Source organism: Nonomuraea sp. NPDC050691, from assembly GCF_040654455.1.
Classification (GTDB): Bacteria; Actinomycetota; Actinomycetes; order Streptosporangiales; family Streptosporangiaceae; genus Nonomuraea.
On the sequence record NZ_JBFAIA010000036.1, the window covers coordinates 19,146 to 44,669 of the forward strand.

Below are 25,524 nucleotides of genomic sequence, written 5' to 3' on the forward strand. Positions count from 1 at the left end.
GCATGATCGAACCGCGCGGCCGGCACTGCCGGCCGCAGCCGGGGCACGCGCGACGAGACCGCTCGCGACCGCGCCTCGAAGTCAGACGCCATACGGTCAACATAGTCGCCCTCTCCAAAGAGCGGCCAAGCGGCCGTGCCCTGCCGTCCGGCCCGCCGCTCCGGCCGGGGGGCAGGCAGGTCACTCCTGGCGGGCCGCCGCGTTGCCTCCGGAGATGACGGCCACCACAGGCCCGGCCGGCAGCTCGGTGTGGTGCGTGAGGTAGGCCGCGGTGGCCACCGCGCCGCTGGGCTCGGCGTGTTCCCCGAGCTTCCCCCACAACACGCCGGCGGCGGCGCCGATGCTGTCCTCGCTCACGGTCACCATGTCGTCCACGTACCGGCGGATGTGCTCCCAGGCCAGGGCGCCCAGGGTCGGAGCGCGCAGGCCGTCGGCCCGGGTGCGGTAGGTCTGCTCCACCGGCCACGCCGTACGCGTGCCGGAGCGGAAGCTGGCCGCGCCGTCCGCGGCCAGCTCGGGCTCGACGCCGATCACTGTGATCGCCGGATCGGTCTCCTTGGCCGCGACCGCCACTCCGGCCAGCAGGCCGCCGTTGCAGACCGGGACCAGGATGGTGCCCGCCTCCGGCAGGTCCCGGCAGATCTCCGCGCCGGCGCTGCCGTGCCCGGCGATGACGTCGAAGTCGTCGGAGCCGACCACCGTGGCCCCGAGCCGGTCCGCCAGGGCCAGGCAGGTGACCTCCCGCAGGGCGGGCGGCGCGATGACCACCTCGGCGCCCAGCCTGCGGGCGGCCGTCACCTTCAGCTCCGGCGCGGTGTCGGGCAGCACCACGGTCGCCCGCAGGCCGTACGTCGCGGCGGCGTAGGCGATGGCCTGGGCGTGGTTCCCGGAGGACTGGGCGACGACGTGCCGGACTCCCTCCTCGGCCAGCCGTCCCAGGGCGTTCACCGCCCCCCGCACCTTGAACGAGCGGGTGGGCTGCCGGTTCTCGGGTTTGAGCAGGAGCCGTTCGCCGGGCAGCGGCAGCAGCGGAGTGCGCCGGACGAACGGCGCGATGCGGGCGGTCGCGGCGCTCACGTCGGCCGCTTTCACCAGGCACATCCGACCAGCACCCTCTCCTGGACGGCGTTCAGGTCGGCCTCGGCCTCGGCCGGCGGCGCGGCGTCGGGAACCAGGTCCTCCAGGTGGTGCAGGGTGCGGTAGCGCAGCCCGGCCAGGCCCCAGAGCACGAGCAGGACACCGCTGGCCAGCAGCACCAGCGCGGCGCCTCCGCCCGGGCGGGAGACGTGCCGGCCGGCCCAGTCGGCCAGCGGGCCGGCCGCCAGGAAGCCCAGCGGCTGCATGGCCGTGGCCAGCATGACGTTGACGGCCAGCACCCGGCCCTGCAGCTCCGGCCCCACCTTGACCTGGATGATCGACAGCCAGTGGGCGTTGCCGATGCTCATGCAGGCCAGCCGGACGAACAGGCCGGCCGCGACCAGCCATACCGCCGGCCATACGCCCATCAGGACCACGCCGATCCCCGAGCCGACCACGAAGCCGACCATTCCGGTGGCCCGGCGCCTGCTGCCGCCCCACACCAGGATCACCGCGGTGCCCACGGCGGCGCCGAGCCCCCCGGCCGCGGTCACCGCGCCCAGGTCCGCCGAGGAGCCGATGGCCAGCACGACCGGGGTGACGAGCACCCACATCAGCGCGGTGCAGAAGTTGACCACCGCGAAGTAGACCGCCATCACCAGCAGCGGCCGGCGCCGCCGGATGAACCGCCAGCCGCCGCTCAGAGCCTCCTGGAACGTCTCCTCCCGGCGGTGGAACAGGCGGTCGGGGAACCTGACCGCCAGCAGGGTCACCACTCCGACCGCGAACGTGGCCACGTCGACGGCGACCACCGCGGACAGCCCGAACATGCCGATCAACGCGCCGCCGGCGAGCGGGGCCACGACGTTGCCGGCTCCGAAGCCGAGGTTGGCCAGGGCGTTGGCCTGCGGCAGGTACGGCTTGGGCACCAGTTGCGCGATCGCGGCCAGGTAGGCGGGCTGCTGGAACGCGGTGACGATCGAGGTGACGCCGACGATGAGGCACGCGTTCCACAGCGCCAGCCGGTCGGTGGCCAGCAGGAGGACCAGCGCCGCCATGGCGAGGCCGGAGAGCGCGTCGCAGGCGAGCATGATGCGCCGCCGGTCCACCCGGTCGGCCAGCGCGCCTCCCAGCGGGGTGAGCAGGACGGCCGGGATCTGGCTCAGCATCGTGACCAGGCCCAGGTCCAGGATGTCGCCGCTGCGCTGGTAGGCCCAGATGCCCAGGGCGAACGAGCTCAGCGCCGTGCCCATGGCCGAGATGATCTGTCCGCCCGCGACGGTGTAGAAGGGCCGCAGGCCGGTCCGGCCGGGTGGGCGCACCGGGTCGGGTAAGCGTCCGGACGCCCAGCGTCTCAGGTGCTCGATCACCAGGGCGGCCAGCGGCTCGGCCTGGTGACGCAGGAAGTAGTGGCCGGCGCGGGGCAGCACGGCCCGCTCGACCCTCGGCCCGAAGGCCGCCCACTCGGCGTACCGTTCCTCGTGCAACTGGGTGGCCCGGTCCCGTTCGCCCACCACGCACAGGATCGGGGCGCGCAGGAGCGGTCCTTCGCCCGCCAGTTCGCGGCTGAACCACTCCTGCGCCTGGTCGGCGTCGTGACGCATGGCGCGCACCGCGGTCCGCTTGGCGGCCTCGTCCATGTCGTCGAGCAGACCGCCGGAGGCCCGCAGCGCGTCCCGGAACATCCGGTCGGAGACCCAGCGGTCACCGCGGAAGATCCGCCGGGCCAGGCCGGGCAGAGGGGCGGAGGGGAAGCTGCCGGCCGCGATCACGCCCAGGACGGGGACGCCGTCGGCCTCCAGCCTGCGGGCCAGGGCCACCGCGGGCGCGGAGCCCACGCAGTGACCGTAGATCACGATCTTCCCGGACGCGGTGGCGGCCACCTCCGCGGCCAGCACCTCCACCAGTTCCTCCAGCGGCAGCGGCGTCTCGTCCGGCTGGGCCGGGTCGTGGCCGGGCAGCTCGACCGAGAGCACCTCGGCCCGGTCGCCGAGCGCCCGGGCCAGCGGCTGGTACACCGCCGCCGAGCCGCCGCCGTACGGGACGCACACCAGGGTGAACTCGCTGGTACGGCCGCCGCCCAGGCGATGCAGCAGCCCGCCGTTCCCCCGGTCGTCCGCCGAAGAGCGGTCCAGGAACGCGGCCAGCTCGCTCACGGTGGGCCGGGTGAACAGGTCGATCACCCGCAGGCCGCGACCGATCTCCTTGACCGCGCGCACCGCGGCGAAGGAGTCGCCGCCCAGGGCGAAGAAGTCGTCGCCCGCCCCCACCCGCTCCACGCCGAGGACCTGCGCCCAGGCCCGGGCGACGAGTTCCTCGCTCGCCGTGGCCGGCGGCACGAACGCGGAGACCTCCGCCTTCGGCTCGGGCAGGGCGGCCCGGTCGATCTTCCCGTTGGGGTTGAGCGGGAGCCGGTCGAGGGCGACGATGTGCGCCGGCACCATGTAGTCGGGCAGCCGCTCCCGCAGCGCGGCCCGGACCGCCGGCGTGTCCACGGTGGACGGTGTCACCCAGGCGGCGAGCTGCCTGGCCTTCCCTTCGCCCACCGGCAGCACCACGGCCTCGGCGACCTGGGGCAGGGCGCGCAGGGCGGTGGTGACCTCGCCCGGTTCGACGCGGTAGCCGCGTACCTTGACCTGGTCGTCGACCCGGCCGCGGAACTCGATCTGGCCGTCGGCCGTGATCCGGAGCAGGTCGCCGCTGCGGTAGCAGCGGCCTTGTCCGGTCAGCGGGTCGGGCACGAACCGTTCGGCGGTCAGCTCGGGCAGGCCGATGTAGCCGCGGGTGACGCCGGGGCCGCCGACGACGAGTTCGCCGGGAACGCCGGGCGGGACCGGCCGCAGGCTCGCGTCCACCAGGTGCCCGTACACGCCGGGCAGCGGCCGGCCCAGGGGCACGATCCCGGTCCGGTCCTGGGCGGGGATCTGTTCGGTGTCGCAGACCAGGCAGATCATGGTGGATTCGGTGTGGCCGTAGTGGCTCTGGATGCGTAGTCCGGGCCGCGCGGCCCGGGCGCGTTCGACCAGGTCCCACGGGCATGCCTCGCCGGCCAGGATCAGCAGCTCGCCCGGCAGCACGGCGGCGAGGTCGCCGCCGGAGGCCAGAAGCTCCAGGTGGCTGGGGACGCATTTGACCACGTCGACGTGGTGGGTGTTCAGGTAGCCGGCGAAGGCGGCGGGGTCCATCGCGGTCTCGCGCGGCACCAGGTGGACCGTGCCGCCTGTGGTCAGGGCGCCGAAGACGCAGGTGAGGCCGAAGTCGGCGGCGGGCGTGGACACCACGGCGTACGACCCGCCGGGCACGTCCACCCGCGGCAGCATGCCGTCCAGGTAGCTCAGGACGCCGCGGTGCTCGGCGGCCACGGCCTTGGGCGTGCCGGTGGAGCCGGAGGTGAAGATCACGTGGTGTAGGTGTTCGGGCCGCACGTCGACCCGCGGACGGGTCTCCGGCAGGGACGGGAGCCGGTCCAGCTCCAGGACGCGGCGGTCAGGTCCGATCCGGTCGGCGAACTCGGTCGTGGTGACCACGGCCCGCACGCCGGCGGCGTCGAGCATCGCGGTGATGCGCGCGGCCGGATAGGCCGGGTCCATCGGCAGGTAGCCGCCGCCGGACTTCTGGATCCCGAACAGGGCGCAGGCCAGGCCGGCGCCCGGTTCCAGGAGGACGCCGACCGGTTCGTCGGCGCTCACGCCGGCGGCCAGCAGCCAGTGGGCGATCCGGTTGGCGGCCGTCTCCAGTTCGGCGTAGGTCAGGCCGCGGTCCGCGCCCACCACGGCGGGCGCGTCCGGGGCGGCGTCCACCCAGCGCTCGATCAGGTGGTGCACCGCGGTGCCCGCCGCGGGCGGCAGGTGCTCGCCGGTCACGACCGGGCCGGTCACCGGCTCCAGCGGCACCGCGCCCACGGGCGCGTCCAGATCGGCCAGCATGCCGTCGAGCAGAGTCGTGTACCAGCGGGTGAGTCTGGCCGCGGTGGCCTGCTCGAACAGGTCGGTGCGGTAGCCGAGCCCGCCGTGGAGCGGCATGCCGGGGCCGCTGTCGATCATGTGCCAGTTCAGGTCGAACTTCGTCGTGTCCTCCGGCAGGTGGATCTCGGCCACGTCCAGGCCGGGCAGCTCCGGCCGGCCCGCGTCCGGGACGTAGTTCAGCATCACCTGGAACAGCGGGGTCGCGGCCAGGTTCCGCTCCGGCCGCAGGCGGTCCACCACGCGGTCGAACGGCGTGCCCGCGTGGGCGAGCGCGCCCAGCGCCGACTCCCGGACCCGGGCCAGCAGGTCGCGCCCGGTCGGCTCGCCGCCCACGTCGGTCCGCACCACCACGGTGTTGAGGAAGCACCCCACCACGCCTTCGGTGTCGGGGTGGTCCCGGCCGGAGACCGGCACGCCGACCGCGATGTCGGCTCCGGCCGAAAGCCGGCCCAGCAGGGCCTGCAGGGCGGCCAGCAGCACGATGAACGGCGTGGCCCGGTAGGCGGCGGCCGCCGCCCTGACCCGCTCGCTGAGCTCCGCCGGCAGCTCCAGCTCCACCGACGCGCCGCCCGGGTCGGCCACCGCGGGCCGGGGCCGGTCAGTGGGCAGGTCGAGCACCGGTGGCAGGCCGTTCAGGTGCTCGGCCCACCACTCCAGGTCGACCGGCTCGGGGACCGGGGACACGTCGGCGTACTGGGCCGGTGGCGGCTCCGGCGGCGGGCGCAGCCCGAGCCGGGCGGCGTACAGCGCGGACAGCTCCGACAGCAGCAGTCCACGGGTCCAGGCGTCGGTGGCGATGTGGTGGAAGGTGAGCGAGAGCACGTGCTCGGTCTCGTCGACGACGAGCAGCACCGCCCTCATCGGCGGCTCGCGGTCCAGCGCGAACGGTGTGGCCAGGTGCGCGGCCAGGGCGTCCTCGACCTCCGCCCGGCCGATGCGCGCGGTGGACACGGGCACCTGATCGGCGTCCCTCGTCACCATGACCGGCTCGGCGCCGGAGTCGTCGACGACGCTGCGCAGCACGTGGTGCCGCTCGGCCAGGTCGCGTACCGCGCCCAGCAACGCCGGCGCATCGAGCGGCCCGCGCAGCCGCAGCGCGATCGGCACGTTGTACGCCGTGCTCCCCGGTTCGAGCTGTGCCAGGAACCACAACCTGGCCTGCACCCCGGACAGCGTGACCGGCCCGCCCGCGCGCCCGCGCCGCGCCCGCTCCGGCGCGACGGGGCGGGGGAGGGCTGCGGCCAGCTCGGCGAGCACCGGATGCTCGAACAGCAGCCGTACCGGGACCGGCGCGCCCAGCCGTTCCCGCAGCCGGCCGGCCACCCGGGTCGCGGCGAAGGAATGCCCGCCCAGGACGAAGAAGTCGTCGTCGGCCCACACGCGCGGCAGGTCGAGCACCTCGGCCCAGATCTCGGCGACCAGGTGCTCCTGCGGGGTTCCCAGCGGCACCCGCACCGCCGGGCCGGCCTCGGGGACGGGCAGCGCCGCCCGGTCCACCTTGCCGTTCGGGGTGAGCGGCAGGGCGTCGAGCGTGCCGATCGCGGCCGGCACCATGTAGTCGGGAAGCCGCTCGCGCAGTGCCGCGCGGACCTGCGCCGCGTCCACCATGGACGGCGTCACCCAGGCGGCCAGGCGCCGCCGCGCCCCCTCCCCCACCGGCTGCACGAAAGCCTCCGCCACCTGCGGAAGGGCCCGCAGCGCCGCGGTGACCTCGCCGAGCTCCACCCGGAAGCCGCGCACCTTCACCTGGTCGTCGATCCGCCCCAGGAACTCCACCAGCCCTGCCCGGTTCACCCGGACCCGGTCCCCGGTGCGGTACCAGCCGTCGGCGAACCGCTGCGCGGTGAGGTCGGGCCGGCCCAGATAGCCGCGGGCCAGGCTGGGCCCGCCGATCCACAGCTCGCCGGCCACGCCGTTCGGCAGCGGCCTCCCGGCGGCGTCCACCACCCGGCACACCACGTCGGCCAGCGGCCGGCCCAGCGGCGCCCCACCGGTGAGCGCCTCGCCGGCGTCGTAGGCATCGCCGGCGTCGCAGGCGAGCACCGACACCGTGGTCTCGGTGGGCCCGTAGTGGATCTGCACCTCCAGGTCCGGCCGCGCCGCCCGGATACGCTCCAGCAGGTCCGCCGGGACGGCCTCACCGGCCAGGATCAGGAGTTTCCCGGGCAGCGCGGCCATGCCCAGCAGTTCGAGCTGGCTCGGCACCATCTTGACCGCGTCCACCGGATGCGCGGCCAGGAAGGCGGCGTACGCGGCCGGGTCGGTGGCCGTCTCATGGTCGATCAGGTGCAGCCTGGCGCCCGAGGTCAGCGCACACAGCACGTTGGTCAGCCCCAGGTCGGCGGCGGCGGTGGACACCAGGGCGTAGGAGGTGATCCCCGCGGGGACGCGCTCGGCCACCGCGCCCAGATAGTGGGTGATCTGCCGGTGTTCGACGGCCACCCCCTTGGGCTGTCCGGTGGAGCCGGAGGTGTAGATCACGTACGCCAGGTGTTCCGGCCGCACGGCGACGTCCGGGCGCTCTTCGGGCTCGCCCGCGGCGGCGGCGATCTCCGCCTCGGTGAGCACGATGCGCGCCCCGGCGTCGGCGAGGATCGCCTCGGTCCGCCCCGCCGGATGGACGGGGTCCAGCGGCAGGTAGGCCGCGCCCGCCTTGAGCACCCCGAGCATGGCGGCCACCAGCTCCGGCCGCCGCTCCAGCAGCACTCCGACCGGCTCCTGCCGCCGTACGCCGCGGGCGAGCAGCCAGTGCGCCACCTGGTTGGCCCGGCGGTCGAGCTCCGCGTAACCGAGGGTGCCGACCGCGATCGCGTCGGGGTGGGTGTCGCTCGCCCGCTCGACCAGCACGTGCAGCGGCACGTCCGCCGGCAGATCGCGGGCGGGGCCGTGCAGGTCGGGGCCGGCGGGCAGCCGCACCGGCGCTTCCGGATCGGTGAGCATCCCGTCCAGCAGCGCCAGGTACCAGTCCACCAGGTGCCGGGCGGTGGCCTCGTCCAGGAGGTCGGCCCGGTAGCGCAGCTCGCCGGCGAACCGGGTGCCGTCGTCACCGAGCTCCAGGTTCAGGTCGTACTTGGCCGTCGGCGAGGGCAGCGGTTCTGTCCGGACCTCGATCCCGGGCAGGTCCACCGGCGCGCCGGTGTCGTACACGTTCAGCATCACCTGGAACAGCGGGGTGACCGAGAGGTTCCGCTCGGGTTGCAGCCGCTCCACGATCCGCTCGAACGGCGTGCGGGCGTGGGAGAACGCGTCCAGCGCGGCCGCACGGGCCCGGGTCAGCAGTTCGGCGCCGGTGGGGTCGCCGGAGGTGTCCCCGCGCACCACCAGGGTGTTGATGAAACAGCCCACCACCTGTTCGGCGTCCGGATGGTGCCGACCGGCATGCGGCACGCCGACGGCGATGTCGTCGCAACCGGACAGGCGGCTCAACAGCGCCTGCAGACCGGCCAGGAACACCATGAACGGCGTCGCGCCCGCCACCGCGCGGACCTTGGCGGACAGCGCCCCGGGCACCTCGACGCCGATCGCCGCCCCCCGCCAGGTGGGGACGGGCGGGCGGGGCCGGGCGACGGGCAGGTCCAGCACCGGCGGCAGACCGGCCAGCCGCCGCGTCCACCAGTCCAGATCGGTCTCGGGCTGCTCGGCCTCCCATGCGGCCGCGTCGGCGTACTGCAGGGCCGGAGGCTCCGGCTGGGGCGCCAGGCCGAGGCGGGCGGCGTACAGGGCCGAGAGATCCTGGAGCAGCAGCCGTTCCGACCAGGCGTCGGTGGCGATGTGGTGCAGGGTCAGCGCGAGGACGTACTCGTCGCCGCCGAGCCGGAACAGCGTGGCCCGCATGGGCGGCTCCGCGTCCAGCCGGAACGGCCGCCAGGCGTGATCGGCCAGCTCCCGCGTCAGCGCCGCCGGGTCCACGTCGGCCACGTGGACGGGCACGCCGTCGACCGGCCGTATCCTCTCCCCGTCGATCACGCCGCGCAGGATCCAGTGCCGCTCGGCCAGCGCCGCCACCGCGGCGGTGAGGGCGGCGACGTCGACCGGTCCGCTCAGCCGCAGCGCGAGCGGCACGTTGTACGCCGGGGTGTCCGGCTCCATCTGGGCCAGGAACCACAGCCGCTCCTGGGCCGGGGACAGCGGCATGTCCCGCGCGGACAGCGCCGGGATCCCGGCGGGGCCGGGGGCCTCGGCGGCGGCTCGGGCCGCGGCGAAGCGGGACCGGACGAGCTCGGCGATCCGGTCCTCAGTGACATCGGTCATGCGTCGTTTCCGCCCATCAGCTCGGCCACCAGCAGTTCTTCGAGTCCGGCGGCGAAGTCGGAGAGCACCGGCCGCTCGAACAGCAATCGCACCGGGACCTCCAGCCCGAGCGTCTCCCTGAGCCGCCCGGTCACGCGGGTCGCCGCGAAGGAGTGCCCGCCCAGGGCGAAGAAGTCGTCGTCGGCCCAGACGGCCGGCCGCTCCAGCACCGCGGCCCAGACGGTGGCCACCAGGCGCTCCGGCTCGGTGGCGGGCGCGACCCGCTCGGCCTCCGGGACGTCGGCCGGCTCGGGCAGCGCCGAGCGGTCCACCTTGCCGTTCGGCAGGGTGGGCAGGGCCGGCAGCGCGATCCAGCGCCGGGGGACCATGTGGCTGGGCAGCCGCGACCTGACGTGTCCTTCGATCGCGGCCACGTCGGCCGTCTCCGGCGCGACGTGGCCGACCAGGTGCGCCTGCGCGCCGGACCCGGCCACGGTCACCACCCCGTCGGCCACCTCACGCAGCACCGCCTCGATCTCGCCCAGCTCGATCCGGTATCCGCGGACCTTCACCTGGTGGTCGCGACGGCCGTGGAACTCCAGCGTCCCGTCCGGCCGCCACCGCACGAGGTCCCCGGTCCGGTAGCACCGGCCGCCTGGGACGAACGGATCGTCGACGAAGGTGGCCGAGGTCAGGTCGGGCCGGCCCCGGTAGCCCCGGGACACGCCGGCGCCGCCCAGCAGCAGCTCGCCGACCGCGCCCGGCGGCACCAGGCGGAGCTCGGCGTCGACCACGTAGGCCCGTTCGCCCGGCATCGGCAGCCCGATCGGCACCGGGTCCGGTTCGTACGCGCGCAGCCGGTGCTGAACGGAGGCCACCGTGGCCTCGGTGGGGCCGTAGGTGTTCCACAGCTCGCGGACGCGGGGCAGGATCTGCCCGGCCAGGGCCGCGTCGAGCGGCTCACCGCCGCTGATGGCGAGCAGTTCCGGGTGGCCGGCCCAGCCCGCGGCCAGCAGCATCCGGTACGTGGTGGGCACCAGGTCGACCACCGTGGCGTTGCTGGTCGCGATCCGCTCGGCCAGCGCGTGCCCGTCCACGGCCGTGGCCCGGTCCACCATCACACAGGTGCCGCCGGCGCTCAGGATGCTCCAGAGCTCGGAGGCGGAGGTGTCGAAGGTCAGGGGGGCCACGACCGGCTGCACGTCGCGGGGGCCCAGCGCCAGCTCGGACACCAGCCCGGCCACGTAGCACGCCAGGTTGCCGTGGGAGACCTCCACGCCCTTGGGCCGGCCGGTGGAGCCGGAGGTGTACATCACGTACGCCAGGTCCTCGGGCCGCACCTCCGGCAGCTCCGCGCGCGCGCCGGTCCGCAGCCCGTCCAGCCCGTCCAGCCCGTCCAGGTCGTTCAGGTCGTTCAGGTCGTTCAGGTCGTTCAGGTCGAGGGTCGCGACCCCCGGGATGGTCAGGCCACCCCGGGTGAGCGCCAGGCGCGCCCCGGCGTCCTCGGCCAGCCGGCGCAGCCGCTCGGGCGGGTCCTCCGGATCCAGCGGCAGGTACGCGGCGCCGGCCCGCCAAACCGCCAGCAGCGCCGCCGGCAGCAGGTGATCCCGTGGCAGGCAGACCGCGACGACGTCGCCCCGCGCCGCCCCTTGCCCGACCAGCGCCGCCGCGGCCCGGGAGGACCAGTCGTCCAGCTCGGCGTAGTCCAGCGACGTGCCGTCCGGGCCGACCACGGCGGTCCCGCCGGTGTGGACGGCCACCGCCCGCGGCACGGTCGGCAGGTCCTCGGGCAGCCGCGGTCCGGCCGCGAGGGCCAGCAGGGCGGCGCGCTCTCGCGGGGTGACCAGCTCGAACGCCCGCACCTCCCGGTCCGGGCCGGCCACGGCGCTCCGCAGCACCCCCATCAGCCGGTCCAGGTACGCCTCGGCCTGTTCCGGGCCGAGGAGGGCGGTGCCGTACTCCAGCTGCAGTTCGCCGCCGGACGCGGTCCGGTTGACGAGCACGCTGAGCTCGTGGACCGTGGCGCCCGAGCCGAGTTCGGTGAGCAGTTCCAGGTCTCCCACGCGCACCGGCACCTCGCTGTGCTGCATGGCCAGCAGCACCGGGGTGCGGGGCAGGTCCGCGGGCGGGATCTCCTGGTGGACCAGGGCCCGGGTGGTGGCGCCGGCGGCCTGCCGGACCAGGTCGCGGAAGGTCAGCCCGCCGGTCGGCCGCAGTCGCACCGGCACCGTGTCCACCAGCGGGCCGATGACCCCGCTCAGCTCCGGCCGGGCGCGGCGCGCCGCGACCACGCCGACCAGCGTGTCGGGCTCGCCGCCGGCCAGGGCGAGGCCGGCCAGGTACACCGCGAACGGAGTGGCGCCGCAGTCCCGGGCCAGGGCGGTCACGCCTGTCACGAACTCCTCACTGAGCGGCCGGATCACCCGGCCCGCGGTCAGGTCGGCGGGCGCCGGGCGGGCCACCGGCGCGCCGGCCAGCTCCGACCGCCAGAACTCCCGCAGCCGCGCGAGCTCCGTCTCGTCCCGCTGCTCCTGCTCCTGCACGGCCACGTCGCCGACCTGGACCGCCGGTCCGGGGACGGGCTCGCCGGCCAGCTCGGCGGCGAGCTCGCCCAGCAGCACCCCGACCGAGCCGCCGTCGAAGGCGAGGTGATCCACGGCGATCACCAGCTCGGCCTCGGCGTCGCCGAGCCGGCACAGGTCGGCCCGGAGCAGCGGCACCTCACTCGCCACGTCGAAAAGGTGCTCCCCCGCGGCTCTGGCCACCTTCTCCGGGTCCGCCCCCACCGCGTGCTCGGCCAGGGGGACGACCGCCGGCGGGTGCACCACGGCATACGGCACACCGTCCTCGCCGACGGCGACCGTGCTGCGCAGCACCTCGTGCCGGCGGACGACCGCGTCCAGTGCCGACCTCAGCGGTCCGGCCTCGCGCAGGCCGCTCACGCGCAGCCGGACCGTCACCGTGGTGACCGGGCTGTGCGGATGGAGCTGCCGCAGGGTCCAGAACTCGCGCTGCATGCCCGTGAGGGGATGCCGGGCCCGGCCCCCCGGCCTCAGCGGCCCCGATCCCCTTTGGTGCAGCCGGGCCGCCAGCCCGGCCGCGGTGGGTTCGGTCAGGAACGCCGCCAGGGGCACGGTGCGCCCCAGCCTGTGGGACAGCTCCGTCACCACCCTGGCCGCGGCCAGGGAGTGCCCGCCCAGGTCGGTGAATCGATCGTGCACGCCCACCTCCGCGAGGCCGAGCACGCCGGCGATCACCTCGGCCACCAGGCGCTCGTCGCCGGTCCGGGGCGCGACCGGCGCCGCGCCGGCCGGCCGGGCGGCGGCGAGCCTGGGCAGGGCCGCGCGGTCCACCTTGCCGGTGGGGCCCACGGGAAGGTTCTGCGCCACCCCGATCCGCGTCGGCACCAGGTGCTCGGGCAACCGGGCGCGCAGCCAGTCCCGCAGCTCCGGCTCGCTCACCCCGTCGGCGGCCACGTGGCCGACCAGACAGGCGATCCCGTCGTCGCCGGTGGCCGCCAGCACGACGGCGCGGCGTATCGCGGGATGCCGGCCCAGCGCGGCCTCCACCTCGCCCAGCTCCACCCGGTAGCCACGGATCTTGACCTGGTCGTCGGCCCGGCCGGCGAAACGCAGTACGCCGCCCACCCGGCGGACCAGGTCCCCGCTCCGGTAGACCCGGCTGCCGTCCGGTTCGGTACGGAACGCGGGCGACTCGTGCCCCAGATAGCCGCGGGTCACCCCCGGGCCGCCGATCCACAGCTCGCCCAGCTCTCCGTCCGGGACGGGAGCGCCGTCGGCGTCGCGCACCGAGAGCACGGCGCCGGCCATGGGCTCCCCCAGGGGCGGCTCGCCCGCCTCGTCCCGGCCCACCTCGACGGCGGCGCAGGCGGTGGTGCACTCCGTCGGTCCGTACAGGTTCAGCACGCGGCGCACCCCCGGGTTGGCGTACATCTGCCGCACCAGCGCCGCGGTCAGCGGCTCACCGCCGGAGAACACCGCGCGCACCCCGCTCGGCAGCGGCTCGCGCAGCAGCACCGACAGCGCGGACGGAACCCCGTAGACCGTGACCACCTCGTCGCGGGCGGGCAGGGCCGGCAGCGCCAGCACGTTGTCGGCGAGGATCACCGTCCCGCCTGCGACCAGCGGCACGAAGATCTGCGTTATGGACGCGTCGAAGCAGATCGAGGAGCCGGCCAGCATGCCGCTCAGCTCCTCGGCGGTGTACGCCGACGCCTCCCAGCGCACCAGGTTCAGGGTGTTGCGGTGCTCCACCACCACGCCCTTGGGCCTTCCGGTGGAGCCGGAGGTGTAGATGACGTACGCCGCGTCGCCGGGATCACCCGCCACGTCAGGCGCTGTGCCGCCCGGCACCACGTCGTCGACCAGGACGGTCTCGGCCCCGGTCAGCGTGGCGGTCCGGCGCAGCGCGGCCGAGGTGAGCACCGCGCTCACGGCGGCGTCCTCGGCCATGAACCGTAACCGCTCGGCCGGGTACTCGGGGTCCAGCGGCACATAGGCCGCCCCCGCCTTCCACACCCCGATCAGCGCCGGGATCAGCCAGTCGTCGCGCTCCAGGCAGACCCCGACCAGGTCGCCGCGTCCGACGCCCCGTCCGGTCAGGGCGCGTGCGACGCCGTTGGCCCTGCGGTCGAGGTCCGCGTAGCTCAGCCGGGTCGTGCCCGCCACGACGGCGACGCGATCGGGAGTTCTCCGGCTCTGCGCCTCTATGGCCTCGTGGACGCATCTCACGTCAATGGTCATCGTTCTCTCTCCGCACGTTCTGTTTGCGTTTGACTGCACATTCGGGTGAATTGCCTAATCAACCGCAATTTGCGTGGAGGCTCGGTCGACGCGGGAATACGGCCATGTGGTCCCCTGTGCCCCCATATGATCAGGACCGTCCCCCAGCATCCGTGACACCACTTGCCGCTGACTTGGAAGGAGCTTGAGGCGATGATCGACACACATCGACAAAAGGGAGGGTAATTGGCTTGTGCGGCGTTTCAAATGATTAATGGTGTACCAGACAGTTCGTCAGCCTTTGCGGTCATGGCCGTCGCCGGTCCGCGTGACAGCCCGGACATACCGGGAGCCAGGGGCCTCGCACTGAGGCCGTGCAGCAGGACGCTCATGAGCACGGTCAGGCCGATGACGGCGGCGGCGTCGCCCGCGGCGGCCCCGAGCTCCTCGACCGCGAGCAGGGCGAAGACCAGCGAGGCGAGCCCCCGGGGTCCGAACCAGCCGACGAACAGCACCGTCGCGCGGTCGAGCCCCGCGCCGGCGCAGGCAAGCGCGACAGGAGCCAGCCGCAACAGGGTGAGGCTCAGGATCGCGTACGCCACGACGGCGAGATGGACCCGGCCGGCCACGATCGGGACGGCGATCGCGCCGAACGCGAGCCAGACGAGCAGCGACACCAGGCCGCCGGCCAGCTCCAGGAACACCAGTTCGGCGGGGCCGCGCGGACCGGCCGCCGCGCCGAAGGCGCGCCCACCGCAGCAGCCCGCCACCGGCCAGACCGGTACCGGCGCCCACCAGCACACCGATGCCGAGCTCGGCGAGCGCCGCCCAGCCGTGCGCGCCGGCGAGTCCTTCCGCCGAGGCGGCGCCGGCGATCGCCAGGATGACCACGGGCGTGACGACGCCGTCGTTCAGGCCGCTCTCGACGGTGATCAGCCGCCGGACGTCCACCGGCACCGCGGGGTTGGTGACCACCGGAAGCCCCAGAGCGACGTCGGTCGGCGCGAGCGCGGCCCCCACCAGGAGGGCGAGCCAGATACCGAGGGCCGGGAAGAGCCAGTCCGCCAGCGCCCATCCGGCCAGGACGGTGAGGGGCAGCCCGACGGCCAGCAGGCGCACGTACCGGCCGAGGTCGCGGCGCACCTGGCTGAGCGGGACTCCCGCGGCGTCGGAGAACAGCACCCACACCAGGGTGATCTCGACCAGGGGCTTCAGCGTTCGCGCGGTCACGGACGGTGGGGTGACCAGGCCTGCCTCGGCGACCAGCCAGCCGACGGCGACGAAGACGATCGGCGCGGTGAGGTCCGCGCGCTGGAGGCGCCCCGACACGACACCCCACAGGTAGATCGCCACAGCGGTGACCAGAAGCGCCGTCATGCCCGGTCACCCCCTCCCGGCTGTGAGGCCCGGCCGTCCTCCCCGGAGGTGTACCCGGCCCCGGCCCCTCCCCCGTGGCCTCGGTTCAGAAGGCCTGCGGCTCGCCGACGGGGCTGTCCGCCTCCCAGTCGATGGCGACCTTCTGGGGGTCCTCGGGGGCGATCTTGGCGGGGAGCCGGGTGCCCGGGACGAGGCGGGTCAGGTGGGGCCGGGGGACCCGGTGGGCCAGGCGCACCTCGTACGGCCGGTACGGCCCGGTCACCTCGAGGTCGAAGCCCACGACCGGGTCGCCGTCGTCGGTGGTCATGCCGTTCATCGAGAACGTCCCGAGGATGGTGACGGTGGCGGGCACACCACGGGCCAGGATGTCGGCGGCCGACACCTGCTGACCGGCCGCCGCCGGCCGGGAGGTCCGGCCCGTGGCCTGGGACCAGTCGACGGCCAGGCGGCCGGCGTCGTTCGGGTCGACGCGGACGGCGAGCTGGGAGCCGGGCAGGACGGCGCCCACGAGCAGGCGCGGGATCGGCTCACGGTGCGCGACGCGGTACGGCATCGAGCCGGGCTGGTGGATCTCCAGTTCGAACACGGCCATGGGCAGGTCGTTGACCGTCACACCCGTGTCGCGCATGGACAGGACCACGGCGCTCGCCGGCACCCCGTTGAGCAGGAGGTCACGGTTTCCCCCGGCCAGGTCCTTGATCAGGCCGAACATGCCGCCCGAGCCGGCCGGCCGGAGAGCGCCGTCCATGGACGACATGGCCGCGCCCATCGAGCGGTTGATCATGCCGAACACGACCAGGAAGGCGCCGGGGATCGTCACCGTCATGCCGACGGAGAAGGCCATGCCGGACCATCCGGGCATGGGCCACATCATCATCCCCACGACCCCGGCCCCCAGCAGGACGAGCCCGATCACCACGACCGCCGCCCCGAGCGGGAGCAGCTTTCCCTTGAGTGCCATCTGCGTCATCCTCACTCGCCTGTACGACTTGTTCGATCACAGGAGACACGGAAGCGCTTGCGCAGCGGTTGCATGGCGTTTGCCCGCGCCTGTACCGGTTTCGGGGGCGGCGTCACGGGCTCCGGGAGCCCCTCAGCCGGAATGTCGCAGGTGACCGATAGGGTCAAGAAGCTGTAAAGCGCCTCTTGTGGCCTGAGGGGCGCATGTGACGCAGGACTGGAGAGACGATGACGTACCCCCCGCCCGGTCCGGGGCCGGGGTATCCCGCCCCGCAGCCCCCTGGCGGGCATCCCGCCCCACACCAGCCGCCGGCGTACCCGCCGCCGGGCGCTTCCGGCCCGTACGGGCCCCCGGGCGCGCCGGGACCGTACGCGCCGCCGCCGCAGGGCGGACCGGGACCGTACGCGCCGCCGCCGCAGGGCGAGCCCGGATCGTACGGGCCGCCGCCGCAGGCGCCGGACTCCGGGCCGCCCAGGCGCGGGGCGGGACGGATCATCGCCGGGGTGCTCGTGGCCGGGTTCGGCCTGCTGTCCACACTCGGCGGCGGCCTGCTCATCCAGCACGCCGTTCGCAACAGCCAGCAGGAGATCCGCAGCAAGCAGTTCTCCATGGAGCTGTGGCGCAACCTCCCGGTCGAGAAGCTGTTCCCCGGCGCGATCGGCCGGCAGGACCCGGAGAAGAAGGGCGACGCCCCGGACACCGAGCGGGGCTGGACCAGGGTCGCCGTCTCCTCCGGCACCTCGTGCGACGCGGCCCTGTCCGGCGGCCTGGCCAAGCTCGCCGCCCAGCGCGGTTGCGTGGCGGCCATGCGCGCCACGTACCTCGACGACACCGGGGGCACGGCCGCGACCGTCGCGATCGTCGCCTTCCGCGACGTCTCCGCCAAGGAGGACCTGGGCGACCACGTCCGCGACGGGCAGGACCGGCAGGACCACGTGGTGCGCGCCCTCGCGGCCCCCGGCACGCAGTGGAAGGACGCGGCCCGCACGGGTGACGCCGGCAAGGCCGTGCTCGACGTCTACACGCCGCTGTTCGTGGCGGTCACCGCGGGCCCGGCCGACGGCAGGCGCCCCGGGAGGCTGCCCGACCCCTGGGGCAACCAGCCGCTGGAGCAGAAGGACGACCGTTCGGCCTGGACCTCCACGGCCGAGGGACTGGCCGAGAACCTGGCGGCCCGGCTGAGCAACCAGATCCCGAAGGTGGGCGCATGATCAGGAGAGTGGCGGCCGCGGCCGTCCTGACCACGGGGCTCGTCGCCGGCGCGGCGGCCCCGGGCGTGGCCGATGCGCCGCGCGGCTGGGAGCGGACGGCCATGCGCGTGCCGGACGCCCAGCGGCTCGCCCGGGGCAAAGGCGTCACGGTCGCGGTCCTCGACACGGGGGTGGTGAAGAACCATCCGGAGTTCAAGGGCAGAGTGACCGGCGGCCCCGACTTCATCGGCGGCGGCGCCCGTCCCGGCCAGAGCTACTGGGGCAAGCACGGCACGTCCATGGCCTCCAGCGTGCTGCGCGTGGCGCCCGCCTCGCGGGTGCTGTCCGTACGGGTGATCTGGGACCGCGAGGACCCGGCGCGCAAGCGGGCGGAGAAGGCGGCCAAGGACGGGGGGATCGGAGCCGACAAGGAGAGCGAGCGCGCCGGCAACGCCCTGGCCAAGGGCATCCGCTACGCCGTCGACCACGGGGCCAGGGTCGTCTCCATGTCGCTCGGCACCGCCGAGTGGGGCTGGGGCGGCTACGAGGAGGACACGGCCGCGGCCGTGGACTACGCCGTCGGCAAGGGCGCGATCCTCTTGGCCAGCGCCGGCAACGGCGGCTCCACCGATCCGCTGGAGGTGGACGCGAACAACACCATGTCGTACCCGGCCGGCTATCCGGGCGTGATCGCGGTGGCGGCGATGGGGCCGGACGGCGTGCGGGCGGACTTCTCGCAGGTGCACACGTACAACACGATCGCCGCGCCGGGCGTCGACATCTACGCCGCCGGCAACACCGGCGGCTACGACGCGGGCGACGGCACCTCGCCGGCCTGCGCGCTGGTGGCGGGCACGGCGGCGCTGATGCTGTCGGCCAACCCGAAGCTGACGCCCCGGCAGGTGCGCGACATCCTCGTGAGGACGGCCGGCAGGCGGCCGGCCGGCTACACCCCGTTCCTCGGGTTCGGGCTGGTGAACGCGGGGGCGGCGGTCAAGGCCGCGTCCACGGCCACGGCGGCGAAGACGGCGGCCGTGCCGTACAAGGGCAAGGAGTACTTCGGGAACGGGCCGGTCGCCTCGCCCATCGCCCACCCGCCGATCGACCAGAGCCTGATCTGGGTGGGCGGCGCGGCCGTCGGCGTCGGCCTGCTGTGCGGGGTGGGCGCGTTCTTCCTGTTCCGCCGCCCGCGGGCCAGGCGGGCCGGCCGCGCTAGCCGGTGAGCTTGAGCGGGTTGAACAGGTCGGCGTAGACGAGCAGCCCGGCCATGACGATCATCACCAGGGCCAGTGTGTAGGTGAGCGGCAGCACCTTGGCGATGTCCACGTACGCGGGCTCCGGCCGGCGGGTGATCCGGGCGAAGGCCCGCTTGATGCCCTCCCACAGGCCGCCCGCGATGTGGCCGCCGTCGAGCGGCAGCAGCGGGATGAGGTTGAACATGCCGATCGCCAGGTTGAACCCGGCCAGCAGGTTCACCAGGTCGTAGACCTTCTGCTCGATGGTCATGTCCGAGGAGAAGATCTCGCCGCCCAGCCGCCCGGCGCCCACGACGCCGACGGGACCCTCCGGGTCGCGTTCCTGCCCGGAGAAGGCGGCGTGCCAGACGCCGACCATCTTCTCCGGCAGGTTGAGCAGCGACCCTGCGACCCGGCCGGTCAGCTCTCCCATGTAGCCGACGACCATGCCGAAGCTCTGCTTCTCCATCACCTGGGCGGGCAGCACGCCGAGGAAGCCGACGTTCTTCTCGACCTTCTTCGGGTCGGTCAGCGACGGCCGGTCCTGGGCGATGAGCGTGACGGGCAGCGTCATCGGCTTGCCGTCGCGTACGATGCCCAGCGCGACGGTGCCGGCGCCGTGCCCCCGGATGAGGCGGGTGGCGTCGTCCCAGGTGACGATCTTCTGGCCGTCGAGGGAGACGATCTTGTCGCCCGCCTTGAGACCGGCCTTGGCGGCGGGGGTCTGCTGGTCGGTGGGACGGCAGTCGGCGCGCTTCTCGCTGGCCGGGATGACGCAGGCGTTGGTCTTCGGGGAGACGATCGGGGCCGCGGTGGGCGTACCGATGCCGACGAGCAGGATCGAGAACAGGATGAACGACAGCACGAAGTTCATGGCCGGGCCGCCGGACATGATGATGACCTTCTGCCACCACTTCTTCCGGTAGAACACCCGGTCCTCGTCGCCCGGACGGACCTCCTCCATGGACGCCTCGCGGGCGGTCTCGATGAGGCCCTGGAACGGCCCGGTCGAGGTGCCCCGCAGCTTGCCCGGGCTGTCGCCCGGCCGCGGCGGCAGCATGCCGATCATGCGGATGTAGCCGCCCAGCGGGATCCACTTGATGCCGTACTCGGTCTCGCCCCGGCGGATCGACCAGGCGGTCGTGCCGAAGCCGACCATGTACTGGGGCACCCGCACGCCGAAGATCTTGGCCGGGACGAGGTGTCCCAGCTCGTGCAGCGCGATGGAGGCCATCAGTCCGAGAAGGAAGATGACGATCCCGGCCACGAACAGCCAGTTCATCTAGGCGCTCTCCAGGTAAACGGAAGGTCCCGACAGCCCAAGACTAGTCGAACTCTCCGCACCTGAATGGCTTGCGCCCCCTTTGGGGAACCGAGAGACTTCGTTGACAGTATGCGATCATACGATCACCCTGGGGTATGACGAAGGGAGCGCCTTGATCCGGATCCTGGTCGCCGAGCATCTGCCTCTGGTACGGCGAGGCCTGGTCGCCGCCCTCGGCGCCGAGCCCGGGATGCGGGTCGTGGCCGAGGTCTGCGGCGCCGAGGACGTGGTGCCGGCGGCGCTGGCGTCCGGGGCCGACACGGCGGTCGTCGACCTGGACCTGCCCGGCGCGGGCGGCCTCCCAGTGGTGGCGGCGCTGCACGACAAGGCCCCCGGCTGCCGGGCGCTGGTGCTGTCCGCCCAGCCCAGTCCCGGGCAGGTGCGCCGGGCGTTCGCCGCGCACGCGCTCGGGTTCATGAGCCTGGACGTGGCGCCCGAGCGGCTGGCCGACGGGCTGCGGCAGGTCGCGGCGGGCCGGCGGGCGGTCGACTCCGAACTGGCCGCCGCCGCGCTGCAGTCGGCGGCCAACCCGCTGACCCGGCGCGAGCTGGACGTGCTGCGCGCCGCGGCCGGCGGAGCCCCCTCGGCGGAGATCGCCGATCAGCTCTGCCTGTCGGTCGGAACCGTCCGCAACCACCTGTCGCGGGTCATCTGCAAGACCGGGGCCCGCAACCGCGTCGACGCCATCCGCATCGCCAGCGACTCCGGCTGGCTCTGACCCGGCGCCCGTCCCCCTGGAGCCATCCTCGGGAGGGGAAGCCGGACCCCGGAAGAAGCCGCGCCGCTCCCCCGGGGTCCGGGCTCATGGGCAAGCAGTACGACGATCTCAGGACGGAGATCCGGCGGCCAGTGACGGCGTTCACCATTCACCCATGTGGTTCGTCATGGTCGGGCGGTCGCGGAGCCGGGGTCGCGGCGGTCACGGCCGCCAGATGAGCACCAGCGCGCAGTCGTCGTTGTGACCGGAGGCCATGGCGTTGACCAGCGCCCGCGCTCCGTCGTGGAAGCCGGAGGTGAGCAGCCGCTCCGCCTCGCCGAGCAGCTTGTCCAGGCCCGCGTCGATGTCGCGCCCGGGCTGCTCGATCAGCCCGTCGGTGAAGAACATCAGGGCGTCGCCCTTGCGCAGCGTGCCGCTGTCGGGTTCGCAGTGCAGGTCGGGCACCACGCCGAGGACCACGCCCTTGGCCGAGGCGACCTGCCAGTTGCCGGTGCCCGCGTCGAACTTCACCACGGGCGGGTGCCCGGCCGAGGTGATCGTGTAGTCGCCCGTGGCGAGGTCGAGGCGTACGTGGACGGCGGTCACGAAGCCCTCGTCGCCACGCTGCCGGTGCAGGTAGGCGTTGCAGGCGGGCAGGAAGTCGTCGGCCGAGCCGAGCAGGCCGCCGAACGTTCCGGACAGCAGCAGCGCTCTGGTGCCCGCGTCGACGCCCTTGCCGGAGACGTCGACCAGGGCGATGTCGACCTGGTCGCCGTCGCGCTTGGAGACGAGGAAGTCGCCCCCGAAGGAGGAGCCGCCCGCCTGCTTGAGCACCACCCGGGCGCCCCAGTCCTTGGGCAGGGGCGGCAGCTCGCCCTGGCCGCGCAGCCGGTCGCGCAGCTCCAGCAGCATCGCGTCGCCGCGCAGCCCCTGCACGCCGAGCTTGCCGCGGGTGCGCGCCATGAGAACGGCCAGAACGGTCGTGAACCCGATCGTCACCATGAGCCCGAGCCCGATGCGGCCCACGCCCAGGGTGAGGGCGATGTAGCCGAGGGCGACCGCGACGGCGCCCAGCAGCTTGGCCAGGCTCGCCAGCCGCAGCTGGAGACCGCCGACGAGGGTGATGAGGATGAGCAGCGACGGTGAGAACCACTCGGTGGACACGCGCGCCGCCAGCAGGCCGACGAGGAGCGTCAGCATGATGAGCGTGACCAGCAGGTTGCGGTCACGGGACAGGCTTCGGCGAACGAACCGGACGGCAGGCACCAGAAGCGGCACCCGCACCAGGAGCGCGCGGAGCCGTGGCGGGATCAGCGGCGCCGGTCGGGAACTCATGATGCGTGTGACTGTATCGGTCTGACCCCGGTTTGGGCAGCCCACTTGACCAACGCCTTGATCATCAGCCAGCGGATATTGGGTGGCCGTCCCCTCCGGCCGCTCCTACCGTGGAAAGATGACCTACCCCATCCGTCCGATCGGCGAAGCCGAGTGGGCCAAGGCCGCCGCGGTGCTGGAGGAGGCGTTCGGCTGGAGGCCCGCCCCTCCGCAGCAGGAGCGGTTCCGGGCCGAGACGGAGTTCGACCGGACACTGGCCGCCTTCGACGGCGACGCCATCGCCGGCATCACCGCCGTCTTCAGCCTCGCCATGACGGTCCCGGGCGGCCGGCAGCTCCCTGTCGCCGGCGTCACCGCCGTGAGCGTGCTGCCCTCCCATCGCCGGCGCGGGATCCTGTCCTCGCTGATGCGCCGCCAGCTCGCCGACGTGCGCGAGCGCGGGGAGAGCGTCGCCGCTCTTTACGCCTCCGAGGCCGCGATCTACGGCCGGTACGGGTACGGCAGGGCCGCGAGCGAGCTGAGGTTCCGCATCCGCACCCACGACACGGCCTTCGTCCCGGGGGCGCCGTACGACCCGTCGCTCCGGATGCGGGTGGTGACGCCGGAGGCGCGCCGCGCCGACTTCGAGCGGGTTTTCGCCACCGTCGTGACCCGGCGCCCCGGGTTGTACGCGCGCAGGAAGCAGACCTGGGACAACGTGCTGGCCGACACCGACGCCGACCAGCGCGGCTCCGGGCCGCTGCGCGCGATCGTGGCCGAGGACGACGGGGGCGTGCGCGGGTACGCGCTGTTCCGGCTGAAGCCGTCGTGGGACGAGGACGGGGTGCCCGACGGCGAGCTGCTGCTGCGGGAGCTGTTCGCCGCCGACCCGGCCGCGTACGCGCTGCTGTGGCGGGGCGTGCTCGACCGCGACCTGGTCACCCGCGTCGAGACCGAGGGCCGTCCGGTGGACGACCCGATCGTCGCGCTGCTCGCCAACGCGCGTCAGCTCCGCGCCCGCTGGAGCGACGAGCTGTGGGTACGCGTGGTCGAGGTGGACAAGGCGCTGTCGGCGCGCTCCTACGCTGCGCCGGTCGACCTCGTCGTCGAGGTCGAGGACGAGGTGTGCCCCTGGAACGCGCGCCGCTGGCGGCTCACCGCCGACCCGGCCGGCGCGGAGTGCAAGCCGGTCGAGGAGGAGCCGGACGTGTCGCTGCCGGTCGCGGCGCTGGGCTCGGCGTACCTGGGCGACGGGCTGCTCATGGCGCAGCTCGACGCCGGGCTGCTGAAGGAGCGCACGCCCGGCGCGGTGCGGGAGCTGGCCACGGCCATGTCCTGGAGCCCTAGGCCGTGGGCGGGGCTGACCTTCTGACGTAGGCTCGACGGCATGGCACTGCAGAGCTTGCAGATCACGGCGGTCACCGCGATGCGCGCCCGCGACGTGTCGCGGCCGTCGAAGGAGCAGCAGGAGACCGCCGACCGGCGGCCCCTGCGTGACGAGATGCCGAGGCGCGAGCCCCGGCGCCGGACGTAGCCGTCGGGGGCTGCGCCCGGACCGCCGGATGAGCGCTACGGCAGCGAGGGGAGCTGGCCGATCGTCTCGTAGCTCTCGACCTGGGCGATGCGGCGGCTGTGCCGCTCGGCGCCGGAGAACGGCGTGGCCAGGAAGACCTCGACGAACCTGGTCGCCTCCTCGGTGGAGTGCATGCGGGCGCCGACGCTGACCACGTTGGCGTCGTTGTGCTCGCGGGCGAGCCTGGCCGTCTCCTCGCTCCACGCGAGCGCCGCGCGGATGCCGCGCACCTTGTTGGCGGCGATCTGCTCACCGTTGCCCGATCCGCCGATCACCACGCCGAGGCTCGCCGGGTCGCCCGCGACGCCCTCGGCCGCCCGCAGGCAGAACGCCGGATAGTCGTCCTCGGCGTCGTAGACGAAGGGACCGCAGTCGGTCACCTCGTGACCATGGTCCTTCAGCCACGACACGAGATGGTTCTTGAGCTCATAGCCGGCATGGTCGGCACCGATGTAGACACGCACGCGAACAGTCTTCCACAGGCCACCGCGAGGAGATGTGGGCGGCGCGGCCACTCGCTACAGTAAGGACTGCCAACCATGACCGCCCCTTACGGAAGTTGAGCATCCATGCGTGAGATCCGCGCGATCGGCGACCCGGTCCTGCGTACGCCCGCCGAGACCGTCGAGGGCTTCGACAAGGAGCTGCGCCGCCTGATCGACGAGATGTTCCAGGCGATGTACGCGGTGGACGGCGTCGGCCTGGCCGGCCCCCAGATCGGCGTGTCGCGGCGGTTGTTCGTCTACGACATCAGCGGGCGCAAGGGGCACGTGATCAACCCGGTGCTGACCGTGGACGACGCCGAGGAGATCCTCGACCAGGAGGGCTGCCTGTCGGTGCCCGACCGGCAGAGCGGCAAGCCCATCTACGCGCCGGTCCCCCGGGCCGCCGGGGTCACGGTCGAGGGTCTCGACCGGCTCGGCCGCCCGCTGAAGGTCAAGGCCCGGGGTTCGCTGGCCCGCTGCTTCCAGCACGAGACCGACCACCTCGACGGCAGGCTGTACGTCGACCGGCTGCCGAAGAACGAGGCACGCAAGATCATGTCGAAGGCATAGATTGGCGGCATGAGCCTGCTTTCCGGTAAGGGCGCACTGGTCACGGGTGGTTCCCGTGGCATCGGCAGGGCGATCGTCGAGCGGCTGCGCGCCGACGGCGCCGAGGTGGTCTTCATCTACCACAGCAACGTGGAGGCGGCGGCCCGGGTCGCCGAGGAGACGGGGGCGCACGCCGTACGGGCCGACCAGGGCAGCGGCGCCGACCTGGAGAGGCTGTTCGCCGAGGCCGAGAAGCTGCTGCCCGGCGTGGACATCGTCGTCAACAACGCGGCCGGGACCGGTCAGGGACTCCTCGCGGAGGTGACGGACGAGACGTACGAGCGGGTGTTCGCCGTCAACACCCGCGCCACGTTCCTGGCCGTCCGGTGGGCCGCCCGGGTCATGCGCGACGGCGGCCGGATCATCAACATCTCCACCCTCAACACCGCGATGGCCGCCCCCGGCGTCGGCCTCTACGCGGCCAGCAAGGCGGCGGTCGAGCAGTTCGCCAAGGTGGCCGCGCGCGAGCTGGGCCCGCGCGGGATCACCGCCAACACCGTCTCGCCCGGCGCCACCGACACCGACCTGCTCCGCGCGAGCAACCCGCCGGAGGCGCTGTCCCGGGCGACGGCGTTCACGGCGCTGGGACGGCTGGGCCGGCCGCAGGACATCGCCTCGGTGGTCGCGTTCCTGGCCGGGCCGGACGGCGGCTGGATCACCGGCCAGAACCTCCTGGCCACCGGCGGCCTGATGCTCTGACGGTCACCCCACGGGCACCCACCACGGCACCCCCACCACGGGCGCC

At 73.9% G+C, this 25,524-nt stretch carries 15 protein-coding genes and 1 pseudogene; 7 read left to right on the forward strand and 9 right to left on the reverse strand.

Annotated features, from left to right (window positions below):
* Positions 1-180: 180 nt before the first annotated feature.
* From AB0H81_RS16595 to AB0H81_RS16620, 6 genes and pseudogenes are all read right to left on the reverse strand, one after another.
* Positions 181-1,101: a pyridoxal-phosphate dependent enzyme gene (locus AB0H81_RS16595; RefSeq protein WP_358375058.1), complete on the reverse strand. Its 921-nt coding sequence runs from the start codon at positions 1,099-1,101 to the stop codon at positions 181-183.
* Positions 1,089-9,293, reverse strand: a complete 8,205-nt coding sequence (locus AB0H81_RS16600) for an amino acid adenylation domain-containing protein (RefSeq protein ID WP_358375061.1) — start codon at positions 9,291-9,293, stop codon at positions 1,089-1,091. Before AB0H81_RS16600 ends, AB0H81_RS16595 begins: the two co-directional genes overlap by 13 nt.
* Positions 9,290-14,035, reverse strand: a complete 4,746-nt coding sequence (locus AB0H81_RS16605; protein WP_358375064.1) for an amino acid adenylation domain-containing protein — start codon at positions 14,033-14,035, stop codon at positions 9,290-9,292. Before AB0H81_RS16605 ends, AB0H81_RS16600 begins: the two co-directional genes overlap by 4 nt.
* 242 nt (positions 14,036-14,277) lie before the next feature.
* Positions 14,278-14,784, reverse strand: coding sequence for a cation:proton antiporter (locus AB0H81_RS16610; protein WP_358375067.1), 507 nt, complete (start codon positions 14,782-14,784; stop codon positions 14,278-14,280).
* A 40-nt stretch (positions 14,785-14,824) separates the two neighbouring features.
* Positions 14,825-15,391 (reverse strand): annotated as a pseudogene (locus tag AB0H81_RS16615) (cation:proton antiporter); the annotation flags it as partial.
* Between the two features lie 85 nt (positions 15,392-15,476).
* The gene (locus tag AB0H81_RS16620) at positions 15,477-16,352 is read right to left on the reverse strand and encodes a hypothetical protein (RefSeq protein WP_358375068.1); all 876 of its coding nucleotides are present in this window, start codon (positions 16,350-16,352) and stop codon (positions 15,477-15,479) included.
* 227 nt (positions 16,353-16,579) lie between these two features.
* Here AB0H81_RS16620 and AB0H81_RS16625 point away from each other — a divergent pair, with 227 nt between their 5' ends.
* The gene (locus AB0H81_RS16625; protein WP_358375070.1) at positions 16,580-17,563 is read left to right on the forward strand and encodes a hypothetical protein; all 984 of its coding nucleotides are present in this window, start codon (positions 16,580-16,582) and stop codon (positions 17,561-17,563) included.
* Positions 17,560-18,765, forward strand: a complete 1,206-nt coding sequence (locus tag AB0H81_RS16630; protein WP_358375073.1) for a S8 family serine peptidase — start codon at positions 17,560-17,562, stop codon at positions 18,763-18,765. The genes AB0H81_RS16625 and AB0H81_RS16630 overlap by 4 nt, the downstream gene beginning before the upstream one ends.
* Here AB0H81_RS16630 and AB0H81_RS16635 read toward each other — a convergent pair.
* Positions 18,755-20,059 carry a site-2 protease family protein gene (locus tag AB0H81_RS16635; RefSeq protein ID WP_358375075.1) on the reverse strand — a complete coding sequence of 435 codons (1,305 nt, stop codon included), beginning with the start codon at positions 20,057-20,059 and terminating at the stop codon, positions 18,755-18,757. The genes AB0H81_RS16630 and AB0H81_RS16635 overlap by 11 nt on opposite strands.
* Before the next feature lie 154 nt (positions 20,060-20,213).
* On the opposite strand from AB0H81_RS16635, the gene AB0H81_RS16640 reads away from it, so the two are divergent.
* Positions 20,214-20,819 carry a response regulator transcription factor gene (locus AB0H81_RS16640; RefSeq protein WP_358375078.1) on the forward strand — a complete coding sequence of 202 codons (606 nt, stop codon included), beginning with the start codon at positions 20,214-20,216 and terminating at the stop codon, positions 20,817-20,819.
* A gap of 201 nt (positions 20,820-21,020) precedes the next feature.
* Here the strand turns inward: AB0H81_RS16640 and AB0H81_RS16645 are convergent, their stop codons facing one another.
* Complete coding sequence (locus AB0H81_RS16645; RefSeq protein ID WP_358375081.1) at positions 21,021-22,133, reverse strand: PP2C family protein-serine/threonine phosphatase; 1,113 nt, start codon at positions 22,131-22,133, stop codon at positions 21,021-21,023.
* A 118-nt stretch (positions 22,134-22,251) separates the two neighbouring features.
* Here AB0H81_RS16645 and AB0H81_RS16650 point away from each other — a divergent pair, with 118 nt between their 5' ends.
* Together AB0H81_RS16650 and AB0H81_RS16655 are read left to right on the forward strand one after the other, a co-directional pair.
* Positions 22,252-23,484, forward strand: coding sequence for a GNAT family N-acetyltransferase (locus AB0H81_RS16650; RefSeq protein ID WP_358375084.1), 1,233 nt, complete (start codon positions 22,252-22,254; stop codon positions 23,482-23,484).
* A gap of 15 nt (positions 23,485-23,499) precedes the next feature.
* Positions 23,500-23,646, forward strand: coding sequence for a hypothetical protein (locus tag AB0H81_RS16655; RefSeq protein ID WP_358375087.1), 147 nt, complete (start codon positions 23,500-23,502; stop codon positions 23,644-23,646).
* Positions 23,647-23,681: 35 nt separating this feature from the next.
* On the opposite strand, the gene AB0H81_RS16660 is transcribed toward AB0H81_RS16655, so the two are convergent.
* A complete protein-coding gene (locus AB0H81_RS16660; RefSeq protein ID WP_175602172.1) occupies positions 23,682-24,149 on the reverse strand; it encodes a ribose-5-phosphate isomerase in 468 nt (155 codons plus the stop codon).
* A gap of 105 nt (positions 24,150-24,254) precedes the next feature.
* Between AB0H81_RS16660 and def the strand changes: the two genes are divergently transcribed.
* Together def and AB0H81_RS16670 are read left to right on the forward strand one after the other, a co-directional pair.
* Entirely contained in the window at positions 24,255-24,740 is a 486-nt protein-coding gene (def, locus tag AB0H81_RS16665) for a peptide deformylase (protein WP_358375090.1), read from the forward strand.
* Positions 24,741-24,749: 9 nt separating this feature from the next.
* Complete coding sequence (locus AB0H81_RS16670; protein WP_358375093.1) at positions 24,750-25,478, forward strand: SDR family oxidoreductase; 729 nt, start codon at positions 24,750-24,752, stop codon at positions 25,476-25,478.
* Positions 25,479-25,524: the final 46 nt, after the last annotated feature.

What these genes read in the sequence shown, in the direction of transcription:
- AB0H81_RS16595 (WP_358375058.1), bottom strand. Translation starts at nt 1,101, where the DNA reads ATGTGCCTGGTGAAAGCGGCCGACGTGAGCGCCGCGACCGCCCGCATC.
- AB0H81_RS16600 (WP_358375061.1), bottom strand. Translation starts at nt 9,293, where the DNA reads ATGACCGATGTCACTGAGGACCGGATCGCCGAGCTCGTCCGGTCCCGC.
- AB0H81_RS16605 (WP_358375064.1), bottom strand. Translation starts at nt 14,035, where the DNA reads ATGACCATTGACGTGAGATGCGTCCACGAGGCCATAGAGGCGCAGAGC.
- AB0H81_RS16620 (WP_358375068.1), bottom strand. Translation starts at nt 16,352, where the DNA reads ATGGCACTCAAGGGAAAGCTGCTCCCGCTCGGGGCGGCGGTCGTGGTG.
- AB0H81_RS16625 (WP_358375070.1), top strand. Translation starts at nt 16,580, where the DNA reads ATGACGTACCCCCCGCCCGGTCCGGGGCCGGGGTATCCCGCCCCGCAG.
- AB0H81_RS16630 (WP_358375073.1), top strand. Translation starts at nt 17,560, where the DNA reads ATGATCAGGAGAGTGGCGGCCGCGGCCGTCCTGACCACGGGGCTCGTC.
- AB0H81_RS16635 (WP_358375075.1), bottom strand. Translation starts at nt 20,059, where the DNA reads ATGAACTGGCTGTTCGTGGCCGGGATCGTCATCTTCCTTCTCGGACTG.
- AB0H81_RS16645 (WP_358375081.1), bottom strand. Translation starts at nt 22,133, where the DNA reads ATGAGTTCCCGACCGGCGCCGCTGATCCCGCCACGGCTCCGCGCGCTC.
- AB0H81_RS16650 (WP_358375084.1), top strand. Translation starts at nt 22,252, where the DNA reads ATGACCTACCCCATCCGTCCGATCGGCGAAGCCGAGTGGGCCAAGGCC.
- AB0H81_RS16655 (WP_358375087.1), top strand. Translation starts at nt 23,500, where the DNA reads ATGGCACTGCAGAGCTTGCAGATCACGGCGGTCACCGCGATGCGCGCC.
- def (WP_358375090.1), top strand. Translation starts at nt 24,255, where the DNA reads ATGCGTGAGATCCGCGCGATCGGCGACCCGGTCCTGCGTACGCCCGCC.
- AB0H81_RS16670 (WP_358375093.1), top strand. Translation starts at nt 24,750, where the DNA reads ATGAGCCTGCTTTCCGGTAAGGGCGCACTGGTCACGGGTGGTTCCCGT.